This window comes from Flagellimonas beolgyonensis (genome assembly GCF_003992615.1).
Taxonomy (GTDB): Bacteria; Bacteroidota; Bacteroidia; order Flavobacteriales; family Flavobacteriaceae; genus Flagellimonas; species Flagellimonas beolgyonensis.
Window position 1 is genome coordinate 221365 of sequence record NZ_RZMY01000016.1, and the last position, 25251, is coordinate 246615.

Sequence of the window (25251 nt, forward strand, 5' to 3'; positions counted from 1 at the left end):
CCTGACAACTGACAACTGACAACTGACAACTGATAACTGATAACTGATAACTGATAACTAAAGATTGTACCTCAACTGTCACACATATTACAGCCTACGTTTCGGGACTTTCTCGGAGGTGGAACTATTGCAGTTGGCCCAACAAAACCACGTGACCCAACTGGTGCTCACCGATATCAACAATACCTCCGCCGGGCTCAACTTTGTTCGAAAGGCACCTGAGTTTGGGGTACGCCCCCTTTTGGGCATCGATTTCAGGAATGGGGTGCAACCCTGCTTCATTGGCATTGCCCAAAACAACGAAGGCTATTTGGAACTGAACGATTTTCTGTCGCACCACCTTCACCACGAACTGAAAATACCGGACAGGGCACCAAGCTTTAAACACGCATTTGTGGTTTATCCTTTTGAACAGGTACTCCTCAATGAACTGGAAAATTTCCTCGATCATGAGTTCATCGGGATTTCCATCAAAGACCTGCGTCGACTGCCGTTTTCACGATTAGCGGCACAAAGGCACAAATTGGTGGTACAGCAACCCGTGACTTTTCGGAACAAACAGGATTTTAATGCACACCGATTGCTCCGGGCCATCGACAACAATGTGCTCTTGAGCAAACTGTCCAGTGATCAAGAAGCGGACGAAGAGGAAAAAATGTACCCTGTTCAAAATCTGGCGGCAGCCTTTTCCGAATTTCCCTTTATTCTGGAGAACACCGAAAAACTGCTCAACAGTTGTACCATCCATTTCGATTTTTCCAAGGACAGAAAACCCCAAAACCTGAAAACCTATTTGGGCAGCGTAGCAGAAGACGAAAGGCTTATTGAACAACTCTGCGCCGAGGGGCTCCCCTACCGTTATGAAAAAGTGGACGAGCCCATCGCCCATCGCTTGCAGAAAGAACTGGACCTCATCAAAAAAATGGGGTTTGTATCCTACTTCTTGATCAATTGGGACATTGTTTCCGAAGCGCGCCGCAGGGGATTTTTTTATGTGGGCCGCGGCAGTGGCGCCAACAGTATTGTGGCCTACCTATTGCGCATCACCGATGTAGATCCCATGGAACTCGATCTCTATTTTGAGCGGTTCATCAACTTGTACCGGACCAATCCCCCCGATTTCGATATTGATTTTTCCTGGAAAGACCGGCCAGCCATGACCCAATACATTTTTAAACGGTTCAAGCACGTTGCCCTGCTCGGGACTTATGTGACGTTTAAAGAACGAGGGGTTATACGGGAATTGGGAAAAGTCTTCGGGCTCCCGCCCCATGAAATTGATTTTTTATCGGAAGGCAGGTATAATCCCAACGAACTGGACCAAATGTCTAAATTGGTGTTGAAGTATGGCAAACTCCTGATGGGCAAACCGAATTACCTGAGCATCCATGCCGGGGGTATTTTGATCAGTGAAAAGCCCCTGCACTGGTTTTCGGCCACCCATCTGCCCCCAAAAGGATTTCCCACCACCCAATACGACATGGTGATCGCCGAAGATGTGGGCCTGTACAAATTTGACATTCTCGGGCAACGTGGATTGGGCAAGATCAAGGAAGCTTTGGAAATTGTGGCCTACAACCAACCCGAAAAGCATGGGGATATCGACATCCACGACATCAAAGGCTTTAAAAAAGATGGAACCATCAACAACTTGGTCAAGACAGCACAGTGCATGGGCTGTTTTTATGTGGAATCGCCCGCTATGCGCATGTTGCTGAAAAAATTGGAAGTGGACAACTATTTGGGACTTGTGGCAGCCAGCTCCATCATCCGGCCCGGAGTGGCCAAAAGTGGGATGATGCGGGAATACATCCTACGGCATCGAAACCCAGGGAGAGCCGAAGAAAAAGGACACCCGGTTATGTTGGACATTATGCCCGACACTTACGGCGTGATGGTCTACCAAGAGGATGTGATCAAGGTGGCCCACCATTTTGCGGGTTTGGACCTGGGCGAGGCCGATGTGCTCCGCCGTGGCATGAGCGGCAAGTTCCGTTCCCGGGCAGAGTTCCAAAAAGTGCAGGACAAGTTCATTGCCAACTGCAGAAAAAAGGGCTATGACGAAAAGTTGATTTCCGAAGTGTGGAACCAAGTGGCCAGTTTTGCCGGTTATGCCTTTGCCAAGGGGCACTCCGCTTCCTATGCCGTGGAGAGTTACCAAAGCCTGTTCCTTCGGGCCTATTTTCCGTTGGAATATTTGGTGGCCGTGCTCAACAACGGAGGTGGATTTTACCGTTCGGAATTCTACATCCATGATGCCCGGATGTTGGGAGCCACCATTCACCCTCCTTGCGTGAACAACAGCATGGGGGTAAATCGGATCTATGGGAAGCACATCTATTTGGGATTGATGTACCTGCGGGACCTTGAAAACAGGGTCATGGAGCGCATCATTAAGGAACGGCTGCAGCACGGGGCATTCACTTCCATGGAAGATTTTTTGGACCGCGTGTTCATATCGATGGAACAATTGGCCATCCTTATCCGTATCGATGCGTTTCGGTTCACCGGCATCAACAAACACGAACTGCTGTGGAAGGCACACCTCATGCTCTCCAAGAACGACCGGTTGGAGCATCCCAAGCTATTCCCGCCAAGACATCAAAACTTTCAGATTCCGAAACTGAACACCACGCAGTTGGAAACCGCCTTTGAACAGCTCGAACTTTTGGGCTTCTGCCTTTGCAGTCCCTTTGAGCTTTTGGCGGAACCTCCCAAAAACGCCCACGGGCAAAGAGACCTTCCCCAATACCTGAACAAACATATCGACATTTATGGCTATCTGGTGACCGTAAAGAATACTTCGACCCACGATGGCAAGCGCATGTATTTTGCCACTCTGGTGGACCAGCATGGCGAAGTCTTCGATACCGTACTTTTTCCCCCGGTCGCTGCCAAGTACTATTTCCGGGGCAAGGGCATTTACCGCTTTTATGGCAAAGTGGTGGAAGAATTCGGGTTTTTGAGCATCGAGGTCGTCAAAATGCAGAAGCAGGATTACATCCAAGACCCCCGATATGCCGACATGCGGACCAGCAAAAAAAGGTTGGGTTCGAACAAGTGAGCGGAATACCGTAACTTAGGATGTAGAATCCAACATCCATGAAAATCCGCATCAAAGGCAATACGATCCGATTAAGGCTTACCCAATCCGAGGTACGGCAATTATCAGAAACCGGCAACGTAAGGGAAACCACTCCATTTGGCCCAACAACGTTTCGCTATCAGGTGGCATTGCATCCAGATATTGAACAGCTACAAGCAAGCTATGCGGACAATCAGGTGACTCTTTTGGTCCCGGAAACCATGGGAAAAACATGGTTCCAAGACGAAACCATAGGTTTTGAAAACCAAATGGTTCTTCCCGAAGGCAATACCCTGCATCTATTGCTGGAAAAGGATTTTACCTGTTTGGAAAATCGCTCGGAAGATGAATCGGACAATTACCCCAACCCAAAATTGCAATGTTAAGTCGACCATGGAAAAAGAGACCCAACGAAACGTATCATTGACCGGGAATATACAATTCACAGGACTTCGCCTTAAGGAGCCCATGCAAATTTCTGCCGGATTTACAGGTGTAAAGGAAGCCATGCGGCACACGTTCAAGGAAATGGGAATCGTTCGGTCGATGAAAACCCTTTTGGAAATGAACCAAGAGGACGGTTTTCGGTGTCCGAGCTGCGCGTGGCCCGTTCCAGAGCATCCTTCCAAAATTGCAGAGTATTGTGAAAATGGGGCCAAGGCCTTGGCCGATGAAGCAACCCGGGACCATATTGGAGCGGAATTCTTTGCCAAACATTCCGTGGAGGAGCTTTCCCAACTCTCGGATTATGAACTGAACAAATTGGGCCGGGTTGTGGAACCTTTGGTACTGAAACCCGGAAAAGTCCATTACGAACCGATTTCGTGGCAAGATGCCTTCGAATTGATCGCTGATGAACTCCATCAATTGAAAGACCCCAACGAGGCCATTTTTTACACCTCCGGACGGTCGAGCAACGAGGCCGCTTTTTTATACGGGATGTTTGCCCGTGCCTTTGGCACCAACAACATGCCCGATTGCTCCAACATGTGCCATGAATCATCGGGAGTGGCCCTTTCGCAGACCCTTGGCATTGGAAAAGGCTCCGTTACCTTGGATGACCTTTATGGCGCAGAGGTAGTTCTGGTGGTCGGTCAAAACCCAGGCACCAATCATCCGCGGATGCTCTCGGCATTGGAAAAATGCAAGAAGAACGGTGGTAAGGTCATCAGCATCAACCCACTGGAAGAAACCGGGTTGGTCAATTTTAAAAATCCCCAAAATGTTTCGGACATGTTGGGCAGTGGCCAACCGATGGCCGACGTCCACCTACCTGTTCGGATTAATGAAGATGTAGCACTGGCCAAATTGATCTTGAAGAAATTGGTTGCTTTGGATGCCAAAAATTCAAATGTACTGGACCACCCCTTTATTGTGGAATATGTGGAGGGCTATGACGCGCTCATTGAGGACCTGAGGCAGTACGATGAAGAATTCTTGCAGCGCAGAACCGGGGTATCAATGCGAAAAATTGACCAAGTGGCGCAGCTATTGGCCGAAAATTCCAAAATCATTGTGTGTTGGGCCATGGGCCTTACCCAACATAAAAATGCTGTTGAATGTATTCAGGAATATGTGAATATCCTCTTGTTGAAAGGCGCCATTGGCAAACCATTTGCCGGGACCTGCCCGGTTCGCGGACATAGCAATGTACAGGGCGATCGTTCCGTCGGCATTATGCATTATGTAAACAAAACCTTGAATGAAAAAATAAGGGAACATCTCAATTTTGACCCTCCAACCGAACCGGGCTACGATACCGTGCATGCAATTCAGGCCATGCATGATGAAAAGGCCAAAGTGTTTATTTGTTTGGGAGGCAACTTTGTTATGGCTGCCTCGGATACGGCATATACGGCAAAGGCCGTTCAAAATTGCAGTCTTACCGTCCAGATCAGCACCAAATTGAACAGAAGCCATTTGATCACGGGAAGAACGGCCCTCTTGCTGCCGACCTTTGGCCGTTCCGAAAAGGATGAGAAAAATGGGACTGCCCAATTTTTGACCATGGAAAGCAGTACCGGCAAAGTGCGTCAGAGCAAAGGGATATTGAAACCGGCCTCGGAGCATATCAAAAGTGAACCGGAAATCACTGCTTTGATGGCCCACGCGTATTTTAAGGGCAACCATAGCATGGATTGGTTTGCATTGGGCCAGAATTATGACCTGATTCGAGAATTGATCGACAAAACGGTGAAGGGCTTCGAAAACACAAGTGAACGGTCCAAGGGATTTGGCTATTATTTACCGAACAATGTAAGGGAACGTGACTTTCGGATGCTGCCCAACGGTATGGCCCGTTTGACCATCAACACCTTGCCCGAACATAATCTACAACCTGACGAACTGCTGTTGATGACGATTCGTTCCCATGACCAGTTCAATACGACCATTTATGGATTAAATGACCGTTATCGGGGCATCCACAACGAACGTAGGGTGGTATTCATGAACAAGAAGGACATGGCCAAAAGAAACCTGCAACGTTTGGATGTGGTCAATTTACACAGTAATTATGGAGGTGTCAAACGAACGGCAGAACAGTTCTTGGTAGTGCCGTACAACATACCTAAAGGGAACATGGCTGCGTATTTTCCCGAAACCAATTTACTGGTGCCCATAGACCAATTTGCCGACAAAAGTCAGACTCCAATCAGTAAATCTATTAAGGTCATTGTAGAGAAAACCAATGATACCTTCCATTAACTTTTGAAGTTGCTTAATTCCTAAAATACTTGAGTGCTTCAGTTAAATACCTCCATCAATTAAAAATTAATATCCATCAATTGATTTAGGACATCTATAAACTTCTCTTAGAATCAAGGATACATTCTTCCTATTATTGTTCAAAAATTTATTATGAGAAAGTATCTTCAATTGATTTTAATTGCATTAGTTGTTTCCGTTAATAATGTATCCTGTACCGGTGATACCGGTGAACAAGGACCACAAGGACCACAAGGAGCCCAGGGAATTCAAGGAGAGCAAGGACCACAGGGCGAACAAGGAGAGCAAGGAGCCCAAGGAGAGCAAGGAGAGCAAGGACCACAGGGCGAACAAGGCCAAGATGGGAATGCAAATGTGAAGAAATTGATTATTGATACCAGTCAATTTTCAGGAAACCAATGGAAAATCGATGTCCCTGAATTTACCATTGATTTGATACAAAACAATTCCTTTATGTTTTACCTTGATATCGGTGGAATATATTATTTCATACCAGGAACAATTTCAACAGATCCAGTTCTGGACGTTGCTGTGGCCATGTATGAAGGAAAACTTATAATCAACTTTTATGATGCCAATAAAATTGGTTTTGATTTTCCTGCAAACATTGTTCAGAATATCACAATTATAATAGCGGAAGCTTCCACCCTATCTTCAAAATTGGGTAAAACCGACATCATAAAAAATCTCGAAATTAAGGGCGTGGACGTCTACAATTATGATGAGGTAATGGATTTTTTCAATTTGAAACGATAGCTAAATTAACAGGCAAGTCAGTCTTAAGCACCTGATTATTTAAAGGCAGAAATGCCGGTAATATCTGCCCCTGTGATCAATAGGTGGATGTCGTGGGTACCTTCGTAAGTGATCACACTTTCCAGGTTCATCATATGGCGCATAATACTGTATTCGCCCGTTATGCCCATTCCTCCCAACACTTGCCTGGCTTCCCTGGCAATTTTGATGGCCATTTCCACATTGTTGCGCTTGGCCATGGAGATTTGGGCCGTGGTGGCGCGACCTTCATTTTTGAGTTGCCCCAATCGGAAGGCCAACAATTGTGCTTTGGTAATCTCCGTGATCATCTCGGCCAACTTTTTCTGTTGCAATTGGTAGGCGGCAATGGGTTTTCCAAATTGGATACGCTCCTTGGCATAACGTAAGGCGGTATCGTAACAATCCATGGCAGCGCCAATGGCACCCCATGCAATACCATATCGTGCTGAATCCAAGCAACCAAGCGGAGCGCCCAATCCGTTCTTGCCCGGCAATAGATTTTCTTTGGGCACTTTCACATTGTCAAAGATCAATTCACCAGTGGCCGAAGCCCGAAGCGACCATTTGTTGTGAGTTTCGGGGGTAGAGAAACCTTCCATACCACGCTCCACAATCAACCCATGGATGCGCCCTTCTTCATTTTTGGCCCAAACCACCGCTACATCGGCAAAAGGGGAGTTGGAAATCCACAGCTTGGCACCATTCAGCAAATAATGATCGCCCATGTCCTTGAATTTGGTTTCCATTCCTCCCGGGTTGGATCCATGGTTGGGTTCGGTAAGCCCGAAACAGCCCATCCATTCACCGGAGGCCAATTTGGGCAAATATTTTTTACGTTGTGCTTCCGATCCGTAGGCAAAAATGGGATACATCACCAAAGAAGACTGAACCGATGCCGTGGAACGAACACCACTATCACCCCTTTCGATTTCTTGCATGATCAAACCATAACTGATCTGGTCCAAACCCGCTCCACCATATTCCTCCGGAATGTAGGGTCCGAAAGCCCCTATTTCGGCCAATCCACCTATAATTTGTTTCGGAAACTCTGCTTTTTGGGCATATTCCTCAATAATGGGAGATACATCCCTTTTCACCCATTGACGGGCAGCATCCCTCACCAATTTATGTTCTTCGGACAATAAATCGTCCAAATTGTAGTAATCAGGGGCTTCAAACAAATCAGGCTTCATGTGCTTAAGTTTTGATCAAATATAATGACGAAATATAACATTTCATTGTGCTAATGTTACATTTTCAAATAAAAGGGTCTGGTCAGTTCCATGTACTCCTCAGTATACTTATGGCGCGCTGTTTCAATGGTCAACTCCGCTTCCAAAACGTTGCCCTTTTCAAATCCAAATTCCATCAAACTTCGCTTAAAATCCACCGTTGGATTCCCTTTTACCCGAGTAATGCGTTTGGGATATAACCCATAAACATCTGCCAACTTCACAAATTCCATTTCTTCCTTATAGGGAATGATCACCGAAAATATGCCTTCTTCATTCAATATGCTAGACACACCTTCCAAAAGTTCATCAAAGGGCAACGAATTGTTTTGTCTTGCCTTGTCGCGTGATACATCTCCGCTTCCCACTTCTTCGGAATAAAACGGCGGATTGGAAACAATAAGATCGTATTGCTCATCCATTTCTTCAACAAATTCATCAAAACCGGCGTGGTAGCAGAACAAGCGATCGCCCCAAGGTGAAGCCTCGAAATTGGCTACACATTGTTCGTAGGCAGCGTCGTCCAGCTCAATGGCGTCAATGAGTTCGGCATTACATCTTTGGGCCAATTGCAACGCTATCAATCCTGTACCGGCACCAATGTCCAAAATAGAATTGGGACTGTGGTTCAATGCAGTCCAAGCACCCAACAGCACCCCATCTGTGCCCACTTTCATAGCACATTGGTCTTGATGGATGGTAAACTGTTTAAATTGAAATGGCCCCAAAAGGTTCAAAAATTTAAAATAACAATTGACAATTAAATTCTACAGTTACAAAAATAAAGGCTGTACTTCAGATACAAGCATCAATTCAGGTAATGTATTTATAAACCCAAAACGCCCATACATTAATTAACAGCCTTTTAAACAAATCCAATGATATTATTTCGCTGCCCAGATATCGGGAAGGAACCCGATAATAAAATCATTATCCAATTCTTAAACTATTATTATGAAAAAACTATTTTATGCTTTGGCTATCATGACATCAATCTTACAAACAGTCCAAGCACAAGAGGAAGGCAAATTCCGAGCTGGCCTAGATTTTGGATATGCAATGCCTGATGGTGGTGGCGGTATTTCTACTGCTTTTGAAGCCAAATACAATGTTGCAGATAATATGAACGTCGGGATACGATTTGAGTCAGCCTTTCTAGCTAAAAATGTATCCTCAGATGGCGTCTCTTTAGAGGCTGATTTGGCTGCCAGCTCATCGTATTTGGGAACTTTTGATTACTACTTCCATAATGGAAGTTCCTCATTTGCCCCATTTGTAGGAGCTGGAGCAGGCTATAATGCTTTGGCAAATATCAGTTTTAAAGATTTTGGTCCGGATGCTGAAGCAGAATTAGATGGAAAATTCGGTGGTTTGATACGCACTGGTTTCGAGTGGGGAAAATTTCGCCTAGCCGCAAGCTATAATCTTATAGGGAAAACCGAAATTGACGGTGCAGAAATCAAAAACTCCTACTTTGATATTTCCTTAGGGTTCTACGTAGGTGGAGGAAAATGGAAAAAATAAAACTGGCTTTTCAGTTCTATACCAACAACCACAAAAAAGGGGCAGCCAATGGCTGCCCCCTTTTATTTATAATATAATCATTTATCCCAAATACAAATCCACCAAACCCTCTGGAGTTTTCACATGAATAGTCCGGTTCTTTCGATCTACTTTGGTGATGATATCGTCGTTGATGGGGATCAACAATTGCTTGCCCTCCTTTTCCACTTCAAAAAGATCTTGGGAAGCACTATCATTAATGGATTGGATCACTCCTATATCTCCGTGCACTTCATCCATCAAAGTAAAGCCGATGACCTCATGAAAATAAAACTTGTTTCCTGACAACGGGGGCAACATGGACAAGGGCAAATACAACTCGGCCCCAATGATCTTATCGGCTGTGGGTTCGTCCTTTACCTCTTCAAAATCGATGCGCAACAAGTTGGATTTGTGCAATCGGCAGCGGTCAATAAAAAATGGAACCAGATTGTTTCCCAACGAAACAAATACTGATTCCATATTTTCGTAAATATCGGGTTCGTCGGTGTCCAATTTAACCAACACCTCGCCCTTGAAACTATATTTTGAAACGACTTTGCCCAGGTAGAAGCAATCTTCCTTGCGCATCGTTCGGTAGTTCTATTCTTCTTCTTTGGATGCTTCTTCAGCGGCTGGAGCCTCAGCAGCAGTTTCCTCTGCTGGAGCTTCTTCGGCAGCAGCTTCAACGGCCTCTTCAGCAACTTCCTCTTCCACTGGAGCTGCAGCAGCAATACGTTTTTCGTTCGCTTCTTTCTCAGCTTCCAAGGCTTTGGCCCTAGCTTCTGCCTCAGCTTTGCTCAAACCGTCTTTTTTGGCTTGGATCGCATTGGCTTTTTCCTCCAACCAAGCGTTGAACTTTTCTTCAACCTGCTCTTCGGTAAGTGCTCCTTTGGCAACACCGCCCAATAAGTGGTGTTTCAACAACACTCCTTTGTAAGATAGAATGGCTCTGGCAGTATCGGTAGGCTGTGCTCCGTTTTGCAACCATTTTACAGAACTGTCCACATCCAAATCGATGGAAGCTGGATTGGTATTGGGATTATAGGTTCCCAATTTTTCCAAAAATTTACCGTCTCTTTTTGATCTGGAATCTGCGGCAACCACCCAATAAAATGGCTTACCTTTTTTACCGTGTCTCTGAAGTCTAATTCTAACTGGCATATCACATTAATTTGTAGGGTGCCCGACCCTGGTTATTAATTCTTTAATTTTTCAAAATGTCATTTCCGAGAAATCGGAAATCAACTGCTTATCACTTAAGCGGGTGCAAATATAATTCAATTCTTTTAACGACCAATACCTTTAATTGTTTTTATTGGTTGATAAATCGTAAAAACTCGATTTTATCAAATACGTCTTCTTCCTTACTTTTATCCATTGCTTTATTGGACCCACGCAAATTACCTATGTATTTAATATTCGATACCGAAACCACTGGATTGCCCAAACGATGGGATGCTCCCATTACCGATACCGATAACTGGCCCCGATGCGTACAGATTGCTTGGCAATTGCACGATGAACTGGGGGATTTGGTGGAACATCAGGATTTTTTGATCAAACCCGATGGGTTCAATATCCCCTATGAAGCGGAACAGATCCATGGCATATCCACAGCTTTGGCAGAAGAGCAAGGGGTTCCTTTGCAAGAGGTGCTGGTCGCTTTCAACAAAGCATTGGAGCGCTCCAAATTTGTGGTTGGGCAAAACGTGGATTTCGACATCAACATCATGGGGTGCGAATTCCATCGGATGGAAACAGAAAGCATCTTGGTGCAACTACCGGTTCTGGATACCTGTACAGAGCACACCGCAGAATTGTGCAAAATCCCAGGGGGTCGTGGGGGCAAATTCAAATTGCCCACACTGACGGAATTACATGAATTTTTGTTTGGAGAACCGTTCGCAGAAGCGCACAATGCGACCGCCGACGTGGAGGCTACCACCCGTTGCTTTTTGGAGCTGGTCCGCAAGAAGCAGTTCACTGCGAACGAACTGGACGTACAACCCGATTATTTTGAGCGGTTTTCAGAAGCCAATCCGCAAGAGATCGAACTTGTTGGGTTAAAGCACATCAACTTAAAAGCAGCATCCAAAGAAATTGCCGATGCCCTTTGGGCCAAGGATACCGGGGAAATATCCGCCGAGGAAATTCAGGAAAACATCGAGACCCTGGAAGATGCGCCCTTTGCCCACTTACATAACCACTCCCAGTTTTCGGTACTCCAGTCCACCATCAATATAAAGGACCTGGTAAAGGCCACCGCACAAAATGGAATGCCTGCCGTGGCCCTTACGGACCATGCCAATATGATGGGTGCCTTTCACTTTGTGAAGGAAGTGATGGCCCATAACAAAGCGGCCAAGGAAAAAAATGCAGAATTGCTTGAAAAAGGCGAACAACCCACAGAAAAGGAAATCACCCCGATTGTGGGTTGTGAATTTTACGTCTGCGAGGACCATACCAATAAAAACGTAAAGGACTACGGATATCAAATTGTGCTGCTGGCCAAAAACAAAAAAGGCTACCACAATTTGGCCAAAATGTCCTCCATCGCTTATACAGATGGGTTTTATTATGTACCACGAATCGACAAAAAGATTGTGGAACAGTACAAGGAAAACGTAATTGCCCTTACCGGCAACCTTTACGGGGAAGTGCCCAACAAAATCCTGAACGTGGGTGAAAAGCAGGCGGAGGAAGCCCTGCTTTGGTGGAAGGAGCAATTTGGGGATGACTTGTACATCGAAATCATGCGGCACGGTCAAGAAGATGAGGACCGGGTGAACCAAGTATTGGTACAAATGGCCAAAGACCACGATGTTAAACTGATCGCTACCAACAATACCTACTATTGTGCGAAGGAAGATGCTGAAGCGCATGATATTTTATTGTGTGTAAAAGACGGGGAAAAACGGTCTACCCCAATTGGCAGGGGTCGTGGCTACCGATATGGATTGCCCAATCAGGAGTATTACTTCAAGTCTTCGGACGAAATGAAGGAACTCTTCAAGGATATTCCAGAGGCCATTTTGAATATCCACGAAATTGTGGACAAGGTAGAACCCTACGATCTGGCCAGCGATATTTTGCTGCCCAAATTTGACATTCCCGAGGAATTCAAGGTGAAGGAAGATGAGGAAGATGGTGGCAAGCGCGGTGAAAATGCCTATTTGAGGCACATCACCTACCAAGGGGCCGAAAAACGTTACGGCGAAATAACCGAAGAGATCAGCGAGCGCATCGATTTTGAGTTGGAAACCATTAAAAACTCTGGTTACCCTGGTTATTTCTTGATTGTTGAGGACTTCATCCGCGAAGCCCGGAACATGGATGTGTCTGTTGGACCCGGTAGGGGTTCCGCCGCAGGATCGGTGGTGGCCTATTGTTTGGGCATCACCAACATCGACCCTTTAAAATATGACCTCCTTTTTGAGCGGTTCCTGAATCCGGATCGGGTATCCATGCCCGATATCGATATCGATTTTGATGATGAGGGCCGTGGACGGGTCATGGAATACGTGATCAATAAATACGGGGCCAACCAAGTGGCGCAGATCATCACTTATGGCACCATGGCGGCCAAATCCTCCATTAGGGATACGGCAAGGGTTTTGGATTTGCCATTGGGTGATGCCGATCGCATTGCCAAGTTGATTCCGAACATGTCCAAACTGAACAAGATTTTTGGAGTGGACGAGGCCGAGCTGAAGAAAAAATTCCGTTCCGACGAGTTGGAAAAGGTCAACGAGTTGTTGAACATTTCCGAAAGTGAAGATTTGGAAGGCCAAACGGTGAACATGGCTCGGGTACTGGAAGGTTCGTTGCGAAACACGGGGATCCATGCCTGCGGTGTGATCATCACGCCCGATGATATCACCAACTTCGTACCCGTATCCACTGCGAAGGATTCCGATCTGTATGTAACCCAGTTCGACAACTCTGTGGTGGAAAGTGCCGGATTGCTGAAGATGGATTTCTTGGGATTGAAAACCTTGACGTTGATCAAGGACACCGTTAAAATAGTGAAGGCCCGTACCGGAGTGGAACTGGTTCCCGATGAGTTTCCGTTGGATGATGAAAAGACCTACGAACTCTTTCAACGTGGCGATACAGTTGGGATATTCCAATACGAATCGCCCGGGATGCAAAAGCACATGAAAAACCTGAAACCCACGGTTTTTGATGACCTCATCGCCATGAATGCCCTGTACCGACCAGGGCCCATGGAATACATCCCCAGTTTTATCGCCCGTAAGCACGGGGAGGAAGAGATTACCTATGACCTTCCGGACATGGAGGAATACCTAAAGGAAACCTACGGGATTACGGTATACCAAGAGCAGGTGATGTTGCTTTCCCAAAAATTGGCAGGTTTCTCCAAAGGTGATGCGGACGTGCTTCGTAAGGCCATGGGAAAAAAGATTTTTGCCCTGCTACAAAAATTGAAGCCCCAGTTTTTGGACGGTGGTGAAAAGAACGGTCATCCACGTGATGTTTTAGAAAAAATTTGGAAGGATTGGGAGGCCTTTGCTTCTTATGCCTTCAACAAGAGTCACTCTACCTGTTACGCCTACATTGCCTACCAGACTGCCTATTTGAAGGCCCACTACCCTGCCGAATATATGGCCGCAGTGCTGTCCAACAACATGAACGATATTAAGCAGGTGACCTTCTTTATGGAGGAGTGTAAGCGCATGGGCTTGGAAGTATTGGGTCCCGATGTGAACGAATCCTATTATAAGTTCGCTGTGAACAAGGACAACGCCGTTCGCTTTGGCATGGGGGCCATTAAAGGAGTGGGACGTTCTGCTGTGGAAACCATTGTGGAAAACCGAAAAAAGGACGGACCCTACAAATCCATCTTTGACCTGGCCAAACGAGTCGATCTTCGGGCGGCCAACAAAAAGGCCTTTGAGAACCTGGCCCTGGCAGGCGGTTTTGATTCGTTCACCGAAACGCACCGGGCACAATATTTCCATGATGATGGTGACGGCATCACCTTTTTGGAAAAGGCTGTGAAGTATGGTTCCAAGTATCAAGAAAATGAAAATTCGTCCCAGGTGAGCCTGTTCGGGGATGCCAGCGAGGTTCAGATTCCGGAACCCATTGTACCCCCCTGCGAGGAATGGGGCACCATGGAAAAGCTGCGAAGGGAAAAAGAAGTGGTGGGCATCTATATTTCCGGCCACCCACTGGATGATTTTAAAAAGGAGATCACCGCTTTTTGCAATGCCCAGGTTTCGGCTTTTTCTAATTTGGAGGAGTTCGTCAACCGCGAGCTTTCCGTGGCCGGGGTAATCACCGATGTGCAGCACCGGGTCTCCAAAAACGGAAAAGGCTGGGGACTTTTTACCATGGAAGATTACAACGACACCTACGAATTCCGGATTTTCGGAGAAGAGTACCTCAAATTCCGTCATTTTTTGATGATCAATTCCTTTGTGTACATCAAGGCCTTTGTTCGCGAGGGTTGGGTGAATCGGGATACCGGTAAAAAAGGTGAGCCCCGTATCCAGTTCAACGATTTCAAGCAATTGCAGGATGTAATGGATGCCTTCGCCAAAAAACTCACCATCAAACTGGACATAGACCGATTGCAGGAAAAGCGCATTCAAGCCTTGAAGGATACTTTGCGATCCTACAAGGGAGACCATGGTCTCAATTTTGAAATCTACGAGCTGGAAGAGGAAATCAAGCTCAAGCTATCCAGCCGAAAACAAAAGGTGAAGATCAACAGCGAACTGCTTTCGGAACTGGAAGCCCAGGAAATCCATTACAAGCTGAATTAGACCATAACAATTGCCAATGGCACAATAGTGAAAACGAATGCGTTGGTTGTAAGGAACATGGGCAATAAATGACTAACTTTGCGTAATTAAAAATAAATACAATGGCACTAGAAATAACAGATGCGACTTTTGACGAAGTAGTTTTGAAAAGCGACAAACCTGTCCTAGTAGATTTTTGGGCAGCTTGGTGCGGACCATGTAGAATGGTTGGACCGATCATAGAAGAAGTAAGCCAAGAATATGAGGGCAAAGCAGTAGTTGGTAAGGTAGATGTGGACAACCACCAGCAGTTTGCCGCCAAGTATGGCGTAAGAAATATCCCCACCGTTCTTGTTTTTAAAGATGGTGAGGTAGTAAACCGTCAGGTTGGCGTTTCTCCTAAGAAAGTATATACCGACGCAATCGATGCGGCCCTATAATTTTATGGGAAACCAGTTTTAAAAAAGGTTTGGCAATTGCCAAGCCTTTTTTGTTTTATCTTGTTCCATCAAGATATGGACGTACGCTCGGAACTACATAAAGCACAACTTTTCCAAAACCTGGAGCTTTTGGCCAACCAGATTGTGGAAGGATTCATCAGTGGCATCCACAAAAGTCCGTTTCATGGATTTTCTGCCGAGTTCGCCGAACATAAAATTTACAATTCCGGGGAAAGCACCAAGCACATCGACTGGAAACTGTATGCCAAGACCGACCGATTGTACACCAAAAAATATGAGGACGAAACCAACCTGAGATGCCACATGATTTTGGACAACTCAGCTTCGATGTACTATCCGGAAGTGAAACAATTGGAAATCGGCAACCTCAATAAAATTGGATTTGGCGTTCTGGCCATTGCGGCATTGATGCAATTGTTGAAAAAGCAACGGGATGCTGTTGGGTTAAGCATCTATTCGGATACTTACGATTTTCACACATCGGAAAAGAACAGCGAACGGCACTTTCAAATGTTGTATTCCAAACTGAACGAGGTGGCAGCGACCCAAAACCAATCCGAAAGCACCAAAACCTATACTTTTTTGCATCAGATTGCCGAAAAGATCCATCGCAGGAGCATGATCTTTTTGTTCACCGATATGTTTCAGACCGAAACAGAGGAAGAAAAACTTTTTGAGGCACTTCGTCATTTAAAATACAACAAGCATGCGGTGGCCCTGTTCCACCTGTTGGACCACGAGCACGAGCTTCATTTCGACTTTGGATCTACCCCAAGGCGTTTTGTGGATGTGGAAACTGGAACCCATGTGGACCTATATGCCGATTCGATCAAAAAAGCGTATGCCGAAAAAGTAAGGGAATACCAAGAGCACTTACAAATGAAATGCGCTCAGTACAAGATAAAATATGTGGATGTGGATGTCCGTTCGGATTTCTCCAAAGTGTTGAATTCCTTTATGATCGAACGGCAAAAATTTCTGTGATCACATTTTTAAAAAAATGTTTTGCCGAATCGGAAATGAGAATGTATATTTGCACTCGCTTCTGAAAAAGCATTTGTAACAAGATTTGAATCTGGCTGTTGCCGGAGTCTACAAAAGATAAAATCATTGGTCTGGTAGTTCAGTTGGTTAGAATACCTGCCTGTCACGCAGGGGGTCGCGGGTTCGAGTCCCGTCCAGACCGCAAAAAGCTCCGATTTTCGGAGCTTTTTTGGTTTAAGCCTCTAGCTATTTCAGTTGTAAAATTCTCACGATACTTTAAAAACAAAAACGTTTTTATAGTAAGGAAAAATGAATTGCTCCTAGCCGAACAATTCCTTGTAAAGGATATAGATGCCCATCAGCAACACAAACCAACCGAAGGCTTTTTTAAGCTTGGTGTCCTTTATAAAATTGCTTAACCAAATACCCAAGAAAATCCCAATGATGGACAAGGCCGTAAACGACAATAGAAAGGTCCAGTCGATGTCTTGATTTTGTACGTCCCCCAAAAATCCGATCAGTGACTTTATAGCAATGATCAAAAGTGAAGTTGCCACAGCCCTTTTCATGGGGAGTTTGGCAAAAATGACCAATGCGGGGATGATCAAAAAGCCGCCTCCAGCGCCAACGATACCTGTTAACACGCCCACCACAATCCCTTCAAGGATTATGAACGGGAAATTATAGTGTACCTCGCCGTTGTCCTCATTGCCATTTTCCGAGCGCCCTCGGATCATGGAGATGGAGGCCATCAACATAATGATGGCAAAAAACACCATGATACCAATGTTTTTGGTCACGGTGAAATCCCCAATGCTGAACAATTGATCGGGAATGGCGGGTACCAAATATTTTCGTGTGGCGTATACGGCAATAAAGGCCGGAATGGAAAATACAATGGCCGTTTTTAGGTCGACCAACCCTTTTTGAATGTTTTTGATCGCTCCAATCAACGAGGAAACGCCCACCACAAACAGGGAATAGGCAGTTGCCGTTACTGGATTTATATACATGAGATACACCAAAACAGGCACTGTAAGAATAGAGCCTCCACCACCGATCAGACCCAAGACCACACCGATTAACAAGGCCCCAATGTAGCCCAGAATCTCAATAACTTCCATACGTATCATTAATTTGGGGGTTAAGATAATTTGCCTTGCAAAGTCTTGCAGTAACCTGGGTTACAAAGAACCCATAGGTGCACAATATGATGGTAGGTTTCTATAGACCCTTCATCAAGGTGCTTTGATTATTCACCAAGAACTTTCCATCTTCACAACAACTGATACCTTTAAAGTTAACAACAACTAAATTACCATGCTCCAAAAAAATTTGGAACAGGAGAACCAATTCAATTTTGTATTGCACTTTATTCGATGTAGAAGTGGTTTTGAATCGGATCACAATTCTTCCAACAAACGTTATAAAAAACATAAAACCCAGTAAAATTGGGATTTCCGGCCTATTTGCCCTATCTTTGCAGCGATGAAAATCAAGCTCCACGAGAGAAAAAATTGCAGGATTCTTAGTTTTAACTATCTGGTATTTCGAAACCAACCAGATAAGTTTATCCCCCCTACCCGTTAATCAACCTAGCCCTTTAAGGCTATCATTTGTGATATGAAGTTGTGAACTTGTTTCCACAACACTATCATATCGTCCCGATTACAACCATTAACTAAAAATCCAAAATCGTTATCGTACAAGAAAAAATCATGGTCATAAAAACCTATGATGCCTATACCCGGCTTTCCACGATGGAGGCCAACCGTTTTACCAACTTCCTTTTTGAACACCAAGAAGGAAAAAAAGCTACAAAAAAGGCAATCAGAAAAGCAATCCAGTATTCCACCAAGGACATTCCCGGACTTGGGGGTTACGTTTTTTCCATGGAGGAAAAGGAGGATATTCTGGGTTTGGCCGTAGTGAACAAAACAGGGATGGGCGATTACATTCCCGAGAATTTTCTGGTGTTCTTCGTAGTGCACCGAGATCATAGGGACAAGGGCATTGAGCAAAAACTTTTGGAGTACACCTTGCAATATTGCAAAGGCGATGTGGCCATCCACATTACCGGCGAAAACCAATGTCCCAACAAGGAGTTTTTTGAAGCGTACGGGTTCAGCGAAACCCATACCGAAATGAGATTGAACAGATAAACCAATATATGTTACGAATAGAAGTAAAATCGGGTGAAAACATAGAGCGTGCCCTAAAACGCTACAAACGAAAGTACAGAAACACCAAACGTTTGGAACAGATCAGGGAACGCCAAGAATTCACCAAAAAATCAGTGGAACGCAGAAAAGCGATCAAAAAAGCCCAATACAGGGAAAAATTCCTGCAAGAACAGGAAAACATATAAACACAAAAATAAGTATCAAAAACAAAATGAGACTTTCAAAAATTAAAAGGAAAACCAAGTATGAAAAACGGTACAGTGTCAAAATGGGTGAATTGACCACCCAGGTCACTTACATAAAAAGGTACATCTTTGGACTACCTGTGCGCACATTGCACAAGTACAGAGAAACCTATTATGGCAAGGTAAAAGACTGCAAGGACTGCAAAATAACCGCATAAAAACAAAATAACCTTTTAATAAATTCAATGAAAGTATTAGTCATTGGCGCAGGTAACATGGGACTTACCTATGCCACAGGTATGTCCAAATCCAAATTGCTGAAAAAGCGCAACATCATGGTTTTGGACAAGTCAAAAGAAAAACTGGAGGAAGTGGGCAAAATAGCCCATTTTGATGCCATAGACCGATTGGAAGACTGTGTTCCCCAGGCAGATATCATCTTTTTGGCGGTAAAGCCATTCCATGCAGAGGATTTGTTCAAACGAATGAAACCCTTGGTCAATCCCGAACAATTGTTCATTTCGATCATGGCCGGGGTAACCATCAACTATATTCAAGAAGCATTGGGAATACAAAAGGTGGTCCGGGCCATGCCCAACCTACCTGCACAAGTGGGTAAAGGATTGACCAGCTATGTGTCATCCGACGAAGTTTCCCGATTGGAACTCTTTATGGTGGAAGGTTTGTTGGACACAACAGGAAAATCGCTTCGGGTAAAAAGTGAAAAATTTATAGATGCCTCCACAGGTATTTCCGGAAGTGGACCTGCCTACGTCTTCTATTTCATGCAAAGTATGATGGAGGCCGCACTTCAAATGGGCTTTTCAGACAACGTATCCAAAGTATTGGTCAGCCAGACCTTTACCGGTGCTGTGGAACTCTTCAACCAGAACAACCTTACTCCCGACACCTGGATGGAACGGGTGGCCTCCAAAGGAGGAACAACAAGGGCCGCTTTGGACTCCATGGAAGACAACAACGTAAACGAAATGATCAAGGAAGCTGCATTTGCAGCATTTAACCGCGCCGTAGAACTCGGCGAAGAATACTAAGTCATGTACAAAGAATTAGTCGTCATCAAGGTAGGAACCAATGTGATGACCAATAAAGACAACAGAATTGTAAGGCCAGTTCTTAAGGGATTGGTAGAGCAAATTGCGGAATTGTACGAACGGGGCATCATGACCATTCTGGTCTCCTCTGGTTCGGTAATTGCAGGAAAGGAAGTATTGGGTAAAGCCAAAATCAAGGACAAGACCCAACGTCGCCAGGTGTATTCGGCCATAGGACAACCACGTATGATGCGCCATTATTACAACATTTTTGGTGATTATGGGATGAAATGTGCCCAGGTTTTGCCCACGAAAAGGGATTTCAATCCCGGAGTACATCGAGACAATATGATATCGTGTATCGAAGGATTGCTATCCGAAGGTGTGGTACCAATCGCCAATGAGGACGATGCCGTTTCTGTGGCCATGTCCATGTTCTCCGACAACGATGAGTTGGCCACACTATTGGCCCAATTGATGAATGCGGACAAACTCATTTTAATGACGGACATCGACGGATTGTACGATGGTGACCCAGAAAATGAGGATTCCAAAGTGATTCAAAAAGTACAGCCCAGGGAAGATCTGGACAAATACATCGAAGAAGGCAATAAGGCCGAAGGTGAAGGAAGGGGCGGTATGGGCTCCAAATTGAACTATGCCCAAATTGCGGCCGCCGACAACATTCCGTCGTACATCGTAAACGGAAAAAAAGAAAACGTAATACTAGATATTGTAGAAGGAAAAAAAGTGGGGACAGAAGTTTCCCTTTAAAATGACAGTAATGAAATTATTGAACACAGAAATAAAAAACAACGTATTAAAAAACATGGAGCAAATCCTGGATGAAAATCGGGATGAACTGTTCCAAGCCAATCAGAAAGATCTGGATGCTTTTTATCGAGAAGATCAAGCCCTGTACGATCGCTTGGTGGTGAATCAGAAAAAAATAGACCAAATGATCCAGGCAGTGCGGGAAGTACGCCTGCAGGACGACCCTGTAAACAAGGAAATATCGACACGCGAACTGGACAATGGATTAAAGATCGTGAACAAAACAGCCCCTTTTGGGACCATCATGATCATTTACGAATCCCGGCCCGATGTTACCATAGAGGCCGCAGTCTTGGCCTTTAAGGCCAACAATAAAATTTTGTTGAAGGGTGGTAAGGAAGCTTATCACAGCAACAAGGCCTTGGTAAAATTTTGGCACCAGGCTTTGGAAAAGAACAACCTACCGGTCGATTTCATACAATTTTTGGAAATGGACAGGACCCAGACCCAGGAATTTTTGAAAAATCCGGACCAACCATTGGATTTGATCGTGCCCCGAGGTGGTGAGCGACTCATCAACTTTGTGAAGGAACATGCCAAATGCGCCGTTTTGGTGAGTGGGCGTGGCAACAATTTCCTATATGTGCACCAAGAGGCTGATTGGAAAAAAAGTATGGACGTCATCATCAATGCCAAGACCCATAAAATTTCGGCCTGCAACGCTTTGGACAAGGTATTGATCGATACCCGAATTGACGGCTTCGCAGAAAAATTGGAAGAGCTTAGGAAAGTGCTATCGAAAAAAGATGTCTCCATTGTGGTCGATGAAAAAGTGAAGACGATTCTAAAAGACGAAGAGGTTATCTCCGATCCATCCATTTGGGAGGAAGAATTTTTGGCCATGAAATGTGTGATCGGTGCCGTGGACAATTTGGACGATGCCGTTCAAATGATCAACAACCATTCGGGAGGGCATTCTGCCTCTATTATGACCCAAAACAACAGCGTGGCACAGACCTTTATGGAAAATGTGGATTGTGCGGCCGTGTACCAGAACGCATCGACCCGTTTTACAGATGGCGGACAAATGGGCGTTGGCGCGGAATTGGCAATCAGCACCGATAAATTGCACCATCGAGGCCCGTTGGGTCTAAAGCAATTGGTCACCAACAAATACTATGTGTTTGGTGATGGACAGATTCGGGTTCAATAACAACCAAAACAATTTAAAGAGACCTTTTTGGTCTCTTTTTTTATCCCTTTTCACGATTTGATTTAAAACGAAGATGGATTTTTATGAAAAAAGCTGATTTATTGGCAATTTTCGAAGGATTTATTGGTCATTTTTTAAGAAAATATCTAGCTTTAGAACACAAAACAATTCAAACATGGGAAAATTTGAAATCAAAACAGATAAATCTGGTAAGTTCAGGTTTAATTTGAAGGCTGGAAACGGCCAGGTAATTTTGAGCAGTGAAGCGTACAATTCAAAATCTGCCTGCGAAAACGGAATCGAGTCTGTAAAAAAGAATGCACCGGACGACGGTAAATATGATCGAAAAACCGCCAAGGATGGCAGTCCATACTTTAACCTCAAGGCCTCCAATGGTCAAGTAATTGGAGCCAGTGAAATGTATTCAAGTACCGCTGCCATGGAAAACGGAATTGCATCCGTCAAGAAAAATGCTCCCGACGCATCCATCGACGATATGACAGAATAACATTCGGCAAATTTGTAAATATAGAACAGCCCTTTTAGGGCTGTTTTTTTTTGTCCATAAAACCAAAAAGGGCATCCATCGATTCAAACGGGCTATTCGTTAGTTACACATAACCCAGTCCATTTTTTCACCATATGTTTGTTGTGCAATAAAGCGTTAAGCACAATTGAAAAAGCAAGATCAATTTTAACGCATGCACATATAGCAATGCACTTTTTGAGACTGTTGGTCATAAAAGTGTTTAGTTTAGTTGAGGTTTCCGTTACACCAAGGAATTGTTCTAATTCCTTGGTTGTAATGGTTTTTTGTTTTATGCCGCCCCAAGCCTCTAAAATCTCATTTTTATTTTGAGCTTGCCTTGACATGGTAAAGCCGTCGGACCATCCGAATTGTGCCCAAAATCAAGATTTCCCAATAGCGCCATAAACCCAACTGCCACATTCATCAACTGAAAAGCCCATTCTGTTTATTAGGCACCCTTCCTTCCAAATTTTTACAGTCCCTTTGACACCGATTTTTAGACTTAAAATAACCCTGGCCCAGTGTTCTGGGCGTAAAAACGAATTTACCCATGCTTTCAAAAAACTTACTTTTTAGCATTATTTTTTTACTTGCCGTAAATATAAGTACGGCGCAATCCTATGAAGGTTTACTTACGGATAACTATAACGGCGTACATGGTGTTCTATCAAACCCTGCCAACATTGCCGATTCAAGATTAAAACTCGACATCAATCTTATTGGAATTAGTGCATTCTTTGGCAACAATTATTTGGGCATTAACCTTGGTGATGCCTTTAAGGACTTCAACAAAACCTTTGATGAAGCAGCAACTAATTCAAGCGAAAACAACTTTTTAACGGCCAACATTGATCTTTTGGGTCCTTCGGCAATGCTTAGTTTAAACGAAAAAAACTCAGTAGCCCTGTACACTCGGTCACGTCTTTTCATAAATATTGACGACATCAACGGAGCTACCTTGGACAAAGAGGGCGGCTTTAATGAGGATGAAGATTTCTTTATTAATGAAGGGGACGTTTCAGGAGACATTAACCTATGGACAGAAATAGGAGCATCCTATGCCAGGGTCCTGATGGACAATGGCGAGCACTTTTTAAAGGGCGGTATTACCTTAAAATATCTTTCCGGGATTCACCATGCCTATATAAATGGCTCCGAAGTCAGCGTGGATTATGACGCCACCACCAGAGAGGTAACCACCGATGGAACACTTACCTATGGTAATGATGTATCAGGAGGTGAAGACGATGGGTTGGGAGATTTCCTGAAATTCGGCAAATCTACCGGCATTGGTTCCGATATCGGTTTTGTTTACGAATGGAGGCCTGACCACAAAGATTATATGCTCGTAAATAAAAATGGAAATCCCGTTTCCAATAGAGGGGTCAACAAGTACAAGTTAAAGTTTGGCATTTCCGTAACGGATATCGGCAGCATTAAGAATAAAGGTGGGCAAGAAAACACCTATGATCTGGACAAAACCCAGAGCATTGACGATTTTGATGGCGATGATCTTGAAAATGGCCTAGAAAATAACTTTGACAAAATAGGTACAACTTCTTCCTCTGCAAATTCATCCCTTCCGACTGCTCTCCGTGCCAATGCGGATTGGCGAGTGATGTCAAAATTCTACCTCAATTTCAACTCTGATATTTCACTTAGAGGAAAAAACCAACTCAATTCCAATCACATCCAAAATAAATTGGCATTGACCCCACGATTGGAAACAGCCTGGTTGAGTATCTACTCCCCTATTAGCATTATGAAAGAAATTGGATTTAGATGGGGTGCCGGTTTAAGGGCAGGTCCATTTTATTTGGGGTCTAGCTCTGTATTCACCTCCTTTTTGGGACAGACAAAGACATTGGACCTATATGCCGGGGTTAAGGTTCCTATTTACCAAACCAAATTACGCGATAAAGATGGTGATGGCCTAAAAGATGATATCGATGGTTGTCCAGAAACTCCTGGCCCAATTGAAAACAATGGCTGCCCCTGGGAAGATAACGATGGTGATGGAATCTTGGATAAGGACGACGCTTGTCCATTGGAAGCAGGACCCATTGAAAACAATGGTTGCCCGTGGAAGGACAGTGACGGTGATGGGGTACTGGACAAAGATGACGACTGTCCGGAAACACCAGGAAAAATGGAATTCAATGGATGCCCTGATACTGATGGCGACGGCATTATTGATGGCAACGACCGTTGTCCAAACCACGCAGGAAAACCTGAAAATAAAGGATGCCCGGATACTGACGGAGATACCTTAGTGGATTTGGATGATGAATGCCCAAATGTTGCAGGTCCAGTTAGCAACCATGGATGTCCAGAGGTTACTAAAGAAGTTCAAAAACAATTGAATGATTATGCGAAGACCATTCTGTTCGATACGGGCAAGGCAACCATTAAACCTGAATCTGTATCTGTTATGGTGGATATTATCCAAATATTGAACGAGTATCCAAATGCCAAGTTTACTGTGGAAGGCCATACCGATAGTGTTGGAAGCAGTGAAAGCAACCAAAAGCTTTCCGAAGCACGTGCCAACTCCGTTAGGGATTTCTTGATAAATGAAGGAATTTCTGGCAACAGATTAACGGCGATTGGCTTTGGTGAAGAAAAACCCATTGCATCCAATACAACAAAATTGGGCAGAAAACAGAATAGAAGAGTTGAAATAAATTTGATAAAATAACCATTCCAAAAAATCCATCTATTGTTTGATTTTTA

Annotated in this window: 22 protein-coding genes and 1 tRNA gene; 17 read left to right on the plus strand and 6 right to left on the minus strand. The window is 44.4% G+C overall.

All coding sequences use genetic code 11. The annotated features are described in order from the left end of the window. The first annotated feature begins 64 nt into the window (after positions 1 to 64). The 4 genes from EO131_RS12015 to EO131_RS12030 all read left to right on the plus strand — a co-directional run bounded on the left by EO131_RS12015 (position 65) and on the right by EO131_RS12030 (position 6568). Entirely contained in the window at positions 65 to 3064 is a 3000-nt protein-coding gene (locus EO131_RS12015; RefSeq protein WP_127022314.1) for a DNA polymerase III subunit alpha, read from the plus strand. 38 nt (positions 3065 to 3102) lie between these two features. Beyond that, on the plus strand, positions 3103 to 3471 hold the full coding sequence (locus EO131_RS12020) for a DUF7009 family protein (RefSeq protein ID WP_127022317.1): 369 nt from the start codon (positions 3103 to 3105) through the stop codon (positions 3469 to 3471). A gap of 7 nt (positions 3472 to 3478) precedes the next feature. Then, on the plus strand, positions 3479 to 5791 hold the full coding sequence (locus EO131_RS12025; RefSeq protein ID WP_127022955.1) for an FdhF/YdeP family oxidoreductase: 2313 nt from the start codon (positions 3479 to 3481) through the stop codon (positions 5789 to 5791). A 153-nt stretch (positions 5792 to 5944) separates the two neighbouring features. Further along, the gene (locus tag EO131_RS12030; protein WP_127022320.1) at positions 5945 to 6568 is read left to right on the plus strand and encodes a collagen-like protein; all 624 of its coding nucleotides are present in this window, start codon (positions 5945 to 5947) and stop codon (positions 6566 to 6568) included. A 35-nt stretch (positions 6569 to 6603) separates the two neighbouring features. Here the strand turns inward: EO131_RS12030 and EO131_RS12035 are convergent, their stop codons facing one another. Beyond that, complete coding sequence (locus EO131_RS12035) at positions 6604 to 7782, minus strand: acyl-CoA dehydrogenase family protein (protein WP_127022323.1); 1179 nt, start codon at positions 7780 to 7782, stop codon at positions 6604 to 6606. Positions 7783 to 7838: 56 nt separating this feature from the next. Then, positions 7839 to 8498 carry a tRNA1(Val) (adenine(37)-N6)-methyltransferase gene (locus EO131_RS12040; RefSeq protein ID WP_127022327.1) on the minus strand — a complete coding sequence of 220 codons (660 nt, stop codon included), beginning with the start codon at positions 8496 to 8498 and terminating at the stop codon, positions 7839 to 7841. Positions 8499 to 8775: 277 nt separating this feature from the next. Between EO131_RS12040 and EO131_RS12045 the strand changes: the two genes are divergently transcribed. Next, the gene (locus tag EO131_RS12045) at positions 8776 to 9345 is read left to right on the plus strand and encodes a porin family protein (protein WP_127022329.1); all 570 of its coding nucleotides are present in this window, start codon (positions 8776 to 8778) and stop codon (positions 9343 to 9345) included. An 81-nt stretch (positions 9346 to 9426) separates the two neighbouring features. Here the strand turns inward: EO131_RS12045 and rimM are convergent, their stop codons facing one another. Further along, entirely contained in the window at positions 9427 to 9954 is a 528-nt protein-coding gene (rimM, locus tag EO131_RS12050) for a ribosome maturation factor RimM (protein WP_127022332.1), read from the minus strand. Positions 9955 to 9966: 12 nt separating this feature from the next. Beyond that, positions 9967 to 10527: a 30S ribosomal protein S16 gene (locus EO131_RS12055; protein WP_127022334.1), complete on the minus strand. Its 561-nt coding sequence runs from the start codon at positions 10525 to 10527 to the stop codon at positions 9967 to 9969. A gap of 245 nt (positions 10528 to 10772) precedes the next feature. On the opposite strand from EO131_RS12055, the gene dnaE reads away from it, so the two are divergent. The 4 genes from dnaE to EO131_RS12075 all read left to right on the plus strand — a co-directional run bounded on the left by dnaE (position 10773) and on the right by EO131_RS12075 (position 16784). Then, on the plus strand, positions 10773 to 15158 hold the full coding sequence (gene dnaE / locus EO131_RS12060; RefSeq protein WP_127022337.1) for a DNA polymerase III subunit alpha: 4386 nt from the start codon (positions 10773 to 10775) through the stop codon (positions 15156 to 15158). Positions 15159 to 15259: 101 nt separating this feature from the next. Continuing rightward, positions 15260 to 15577 carry a thioredoxin gene (trxA, locus tag EO131_RS12065; protein ID WP_127022340.1) on the plus strand — a complete coding sequence of 106 codons (318 nt, stop codon included), beginning with the start codon at positions 15260 to 15262 and terminating at the stop codon, positions 15575 to 15577. Positions 15578 to 15652: 75 nt separating this feature from the next. Then, positions 15653 to 16582, plus strand: a complete 930-nt coding sequence (locus EO131_RS12070) for a DUF58 domain-containing protein (protein WP_127022343.1) — start codon at positions 15653 to 15655, stop codon at positions 16580 to 16582. Positions 16583 to 16710: 128 nt separating this feature from the next. Continuing rightward, positions 16711 to 16784, plus strand: a tRNA-Asp gene (locus EO131_RS12075). 118 nt (positions 16785 to 16902) lie between these two features. Here the strand turns inward: EO131_RS12075 and EO131_RS12080 are convergent. Then, complete coding sequence (locus tag EO131_RS12080; RefSeq protein WP_127022346.1) at positions 16903 to 17706, minus strand: sulfite exporter TauE/SafE family protein; 804 nt, start codon at positions 17704 to 17706, stop codon at positions 16903 to 16905. Between the two features lie 594 nt (positions 17707 to 18300). Between EO131_RS12080 and EO131_RS12085 the strand changes: the two genes are divergently transcribed. The 7 genes from EO131_RS12085 (at position 18301) to EO131_RS12115 (ending at position 22497) form a co-directional block, all read left to right on the plus strand. Next, positions 18301 to 18744 carry a GNAT family N-acetyltransferase gene (locus EO131_RS12085; RefSeq protein ID WP_127022349.1) on the plus strand — a complete coding sequence of 148 codons (444 nt, stop codon included), beginning with the start codon at positions 18301 to 18303 and terminating at the stop codon, positions 18742 to 18744. An 8-nt stretch (positions 18745 to 18752) separates the two neighbouring features. Further along, a complete protein-coding gene (gene rpsU / locus EO131_RS12090) occupies positions 18753 to 18950 on the plus strand; it encodes a 30S ribosomal protein S21 (protein WP_127022352.1) in 198 nt (65 codons plus the stop codon). Between the two features lie 26 nt (positions 18951 to 18976). Continuing rightward, complete coding sequence (locus EO131_RS12095; protein ID WP_127022355.1) at positions 18977 to 19168, plus strand: hypothetical protein; 192 nt, start codon at positions 18977 to 18979, stop codon at positions 19166 to 19168. Positions 19169 to 19195: 27 nt separating this feature from the next. Beyond that, positions 19196 to 20002, plus strand: coding sequence for a pyrroline-5-carboxylate reductase (proC, locus tag EO131_RS12100; RefSeq protein WP_127022358.1), 807 nt, complete (start codon positions 19196 to 19198; stop codon positions 20000 to 20002). 3 nt (positions 20003 to 20005) lie between these two features. Further along, a complete protein-coding gene (gene proB, locus EO131_RS12105; RefSeq protein ID WP_127022361.1) occupies positions 20006 to 20776 on the plus strand; it encodes a glutamate 5-kinase in 771 nt (256 codons plus the stop codon). Between the two features lie 10 nt (positions 20777 to 20786). After that, complete coding sequence (locus EO131_RS12110; RefSeq protein WP_127022364.1) at positions 20787 to 21989, plus strand: glutamate-5-semialdehyde dehydrogenase; 1203 nt, start codon at positions 20787 to 20789, stop codon at positions 21987 to 21989. Between the two features lie 175 nt (positions 21990 to 22164). Continuing rightward, the gene (locus tag EO131_RS12115) at positions 22165 to 22497 is read left to right on the plus strand and encodes a YegP family protein (protein WP_127022367.1); all 333 of its coding nucleotides are present in this window, start codon (positions 22165 to 22167) and stop codon (positions 22495 to 22497) included. Between the two features lie 92 nt (positions 22498 to 22589). Here EO131_RS12115 and EO131_RS12120 read toward each other — a convergent pair whose 3' ends face one another. Beyond that, on the minus strand, positions 22590 to 22862 hold the full coding sequence (locus tag EO131_RS12120) for a hypothetical protein (protein WP_127022370.1): 273 nt from the start codon (positions 22860 to 22862) through the stop codon (positions 22590 to 22592). 206 nt (positions 22863 to 23068) lie between these two features. Here EO131_RS12120 and EO131_RS12125 point away from each other — a divergent pair, with 206 nt between their 5' ends. Next, on the plus strand, positions 23069 to 25216 hold the full coding sequence (locus EO131_RS12125) for a DUF5723 family protein (RefSeq protein ID WP_127022374.1): 2148 nt from the start codon (positions 23069 to 23071) through the stop codon (positions 25214 to 25216). Positions 25217 to 25251 lie beyond the last annotated feature (35 nt).

Coding starts and splice junctions, on each gene's coding strand:
- proB (WP_127022361.1), top strand. CDS start 20,006: ATGTACAAAGAATTAGTCGTCATCAAGGTAGGAACCAATGTGATGACC.
- EO131_RS12120 (WP_127022370.1), bottom strand. CDS start 22,862: ATGTCAAGGCAAGCTCAAAATAAAAATGAGATTTTAGAGGCTTGGGGC.
- EO131_RS12085 (WP_127022349.1), top strand. CDS start 18,301: ATGGTCATAAAAACCTATGATGCCTATACCCGGCTTTCCACGATGGAG.
- EO131_RS12035 (WP_127022323.1), bottom strand. CDS start 7,782: ATGAAGCCTGATTTGTTTGAAGCCCCTGATTACTACAATTTGGACGAT.
- EO131_RS12045 (WP_127022329.1), top strand. CDS start 8,776: ATGAAAAAACTATTTTATGCTTTGGCTATCATGACATCAATCTTACAA.
- EO131_RS12055 (WP_127022334.1), bottom strand. CDS start 10,527: ATGCCAGTTAGAATTAGACTTCAGAGACACGGTAAAAAAGGTAAGCCA.
- trxA (WP_127022340.1), top strand. CDS start 15,260: ATGGCACTAGAAATAACAGATGCGACTTTTGACGAAGTAGTTTTGAAA.
- EO131_RS12110 (WP_127022364.1), top strand. CDS start 20,787: ATGAAATTATTGAACACAGAAATAAAAAACAACGTATTAAAAAACATG.
- EO131_RS12025 (WP_127022955.1), top strand. CDS start 3,479: ATGGAAAAAGAGACCCAACGAAACGTATCATTGACCGGGAATATACAA.
- EO131_RS12080 (WP_127022346.1), bottom strand. CDS start 17,706: ATGGAAGTTATTGAGATTCTGGGCTACATTGGGGCCTTGTTAATCGGT.
- proC (WP_127022358.1), top strand. CDS start 19,196: ATGAAAGTATTAGTCATTGGCGCAGGTAACATGGGACTTACCTATGCC.
- EO131_RS12095 (WP_127022355.1), top strand. CDS start 18,977: ATGAGACTTTCAAAAATTAAAAGGAAAACCAAGTATGAAAAACGGTAC.
- EO131_RS12040 (WP_127022327.1), bottom strand. CDS start 8,498: ATGAAAGTGGGCACAGATGGGGTGCTGTTGGGTGCTTGGACTGCATTG.
- EO131_RS12020 (WP_127022317.1), top strand. CDS start 3,103: ATGAAAATCCGCATCAAAGGCAATACGATCCGATTAAGGCTTACCCAA.
- EO131_RS12070 (WP_127022343.1), top strand. CDS start 15,653: ATGGACGTACGCTCGGAACTACATAAAGCACAACTTTTCCAAAACCTG.
- EO131_RS12030 (WP_127022320.1), top strand. CDS start 5,945: ATGAGAAAGTATCTTCAATTGATTTTAATTGCATTAGTTGTTTCCGTT.
- EO131_RS12125 (WP_127022374.1), top strand. CDS start 23,069: ATGCTTTCAAAAAACTTACTTTTTAGCATTATTTTTTTACTTGCCGTA.
- dnaE (WP_127022337.1), top strand. CDS start 10,773: ATGTATTTAATATTCGATACCGAAACCACTGGATTGCCCAAACGATGG.
- EO131_RS12115 (WP_127022367.1), top strand. CDS start 22,165: ATGGGAAAATTTGAAATCAAAACAGATAAATCTGGTAAGTTCAGGTTT.
- rimM (WP_127022332.1), bottom strand. CDS start 9,954: ATGCGCAAGGAAGATTGCTTCTACCTGGGCAAAGTCGTTTCAAAATAT.
- rpsU (WP_127022352.1), top strand. CDS start 18,753: ATGTTACGAATAGAAGTAAAATCGGGTGAAAACATAGAGCGTGCCCTA.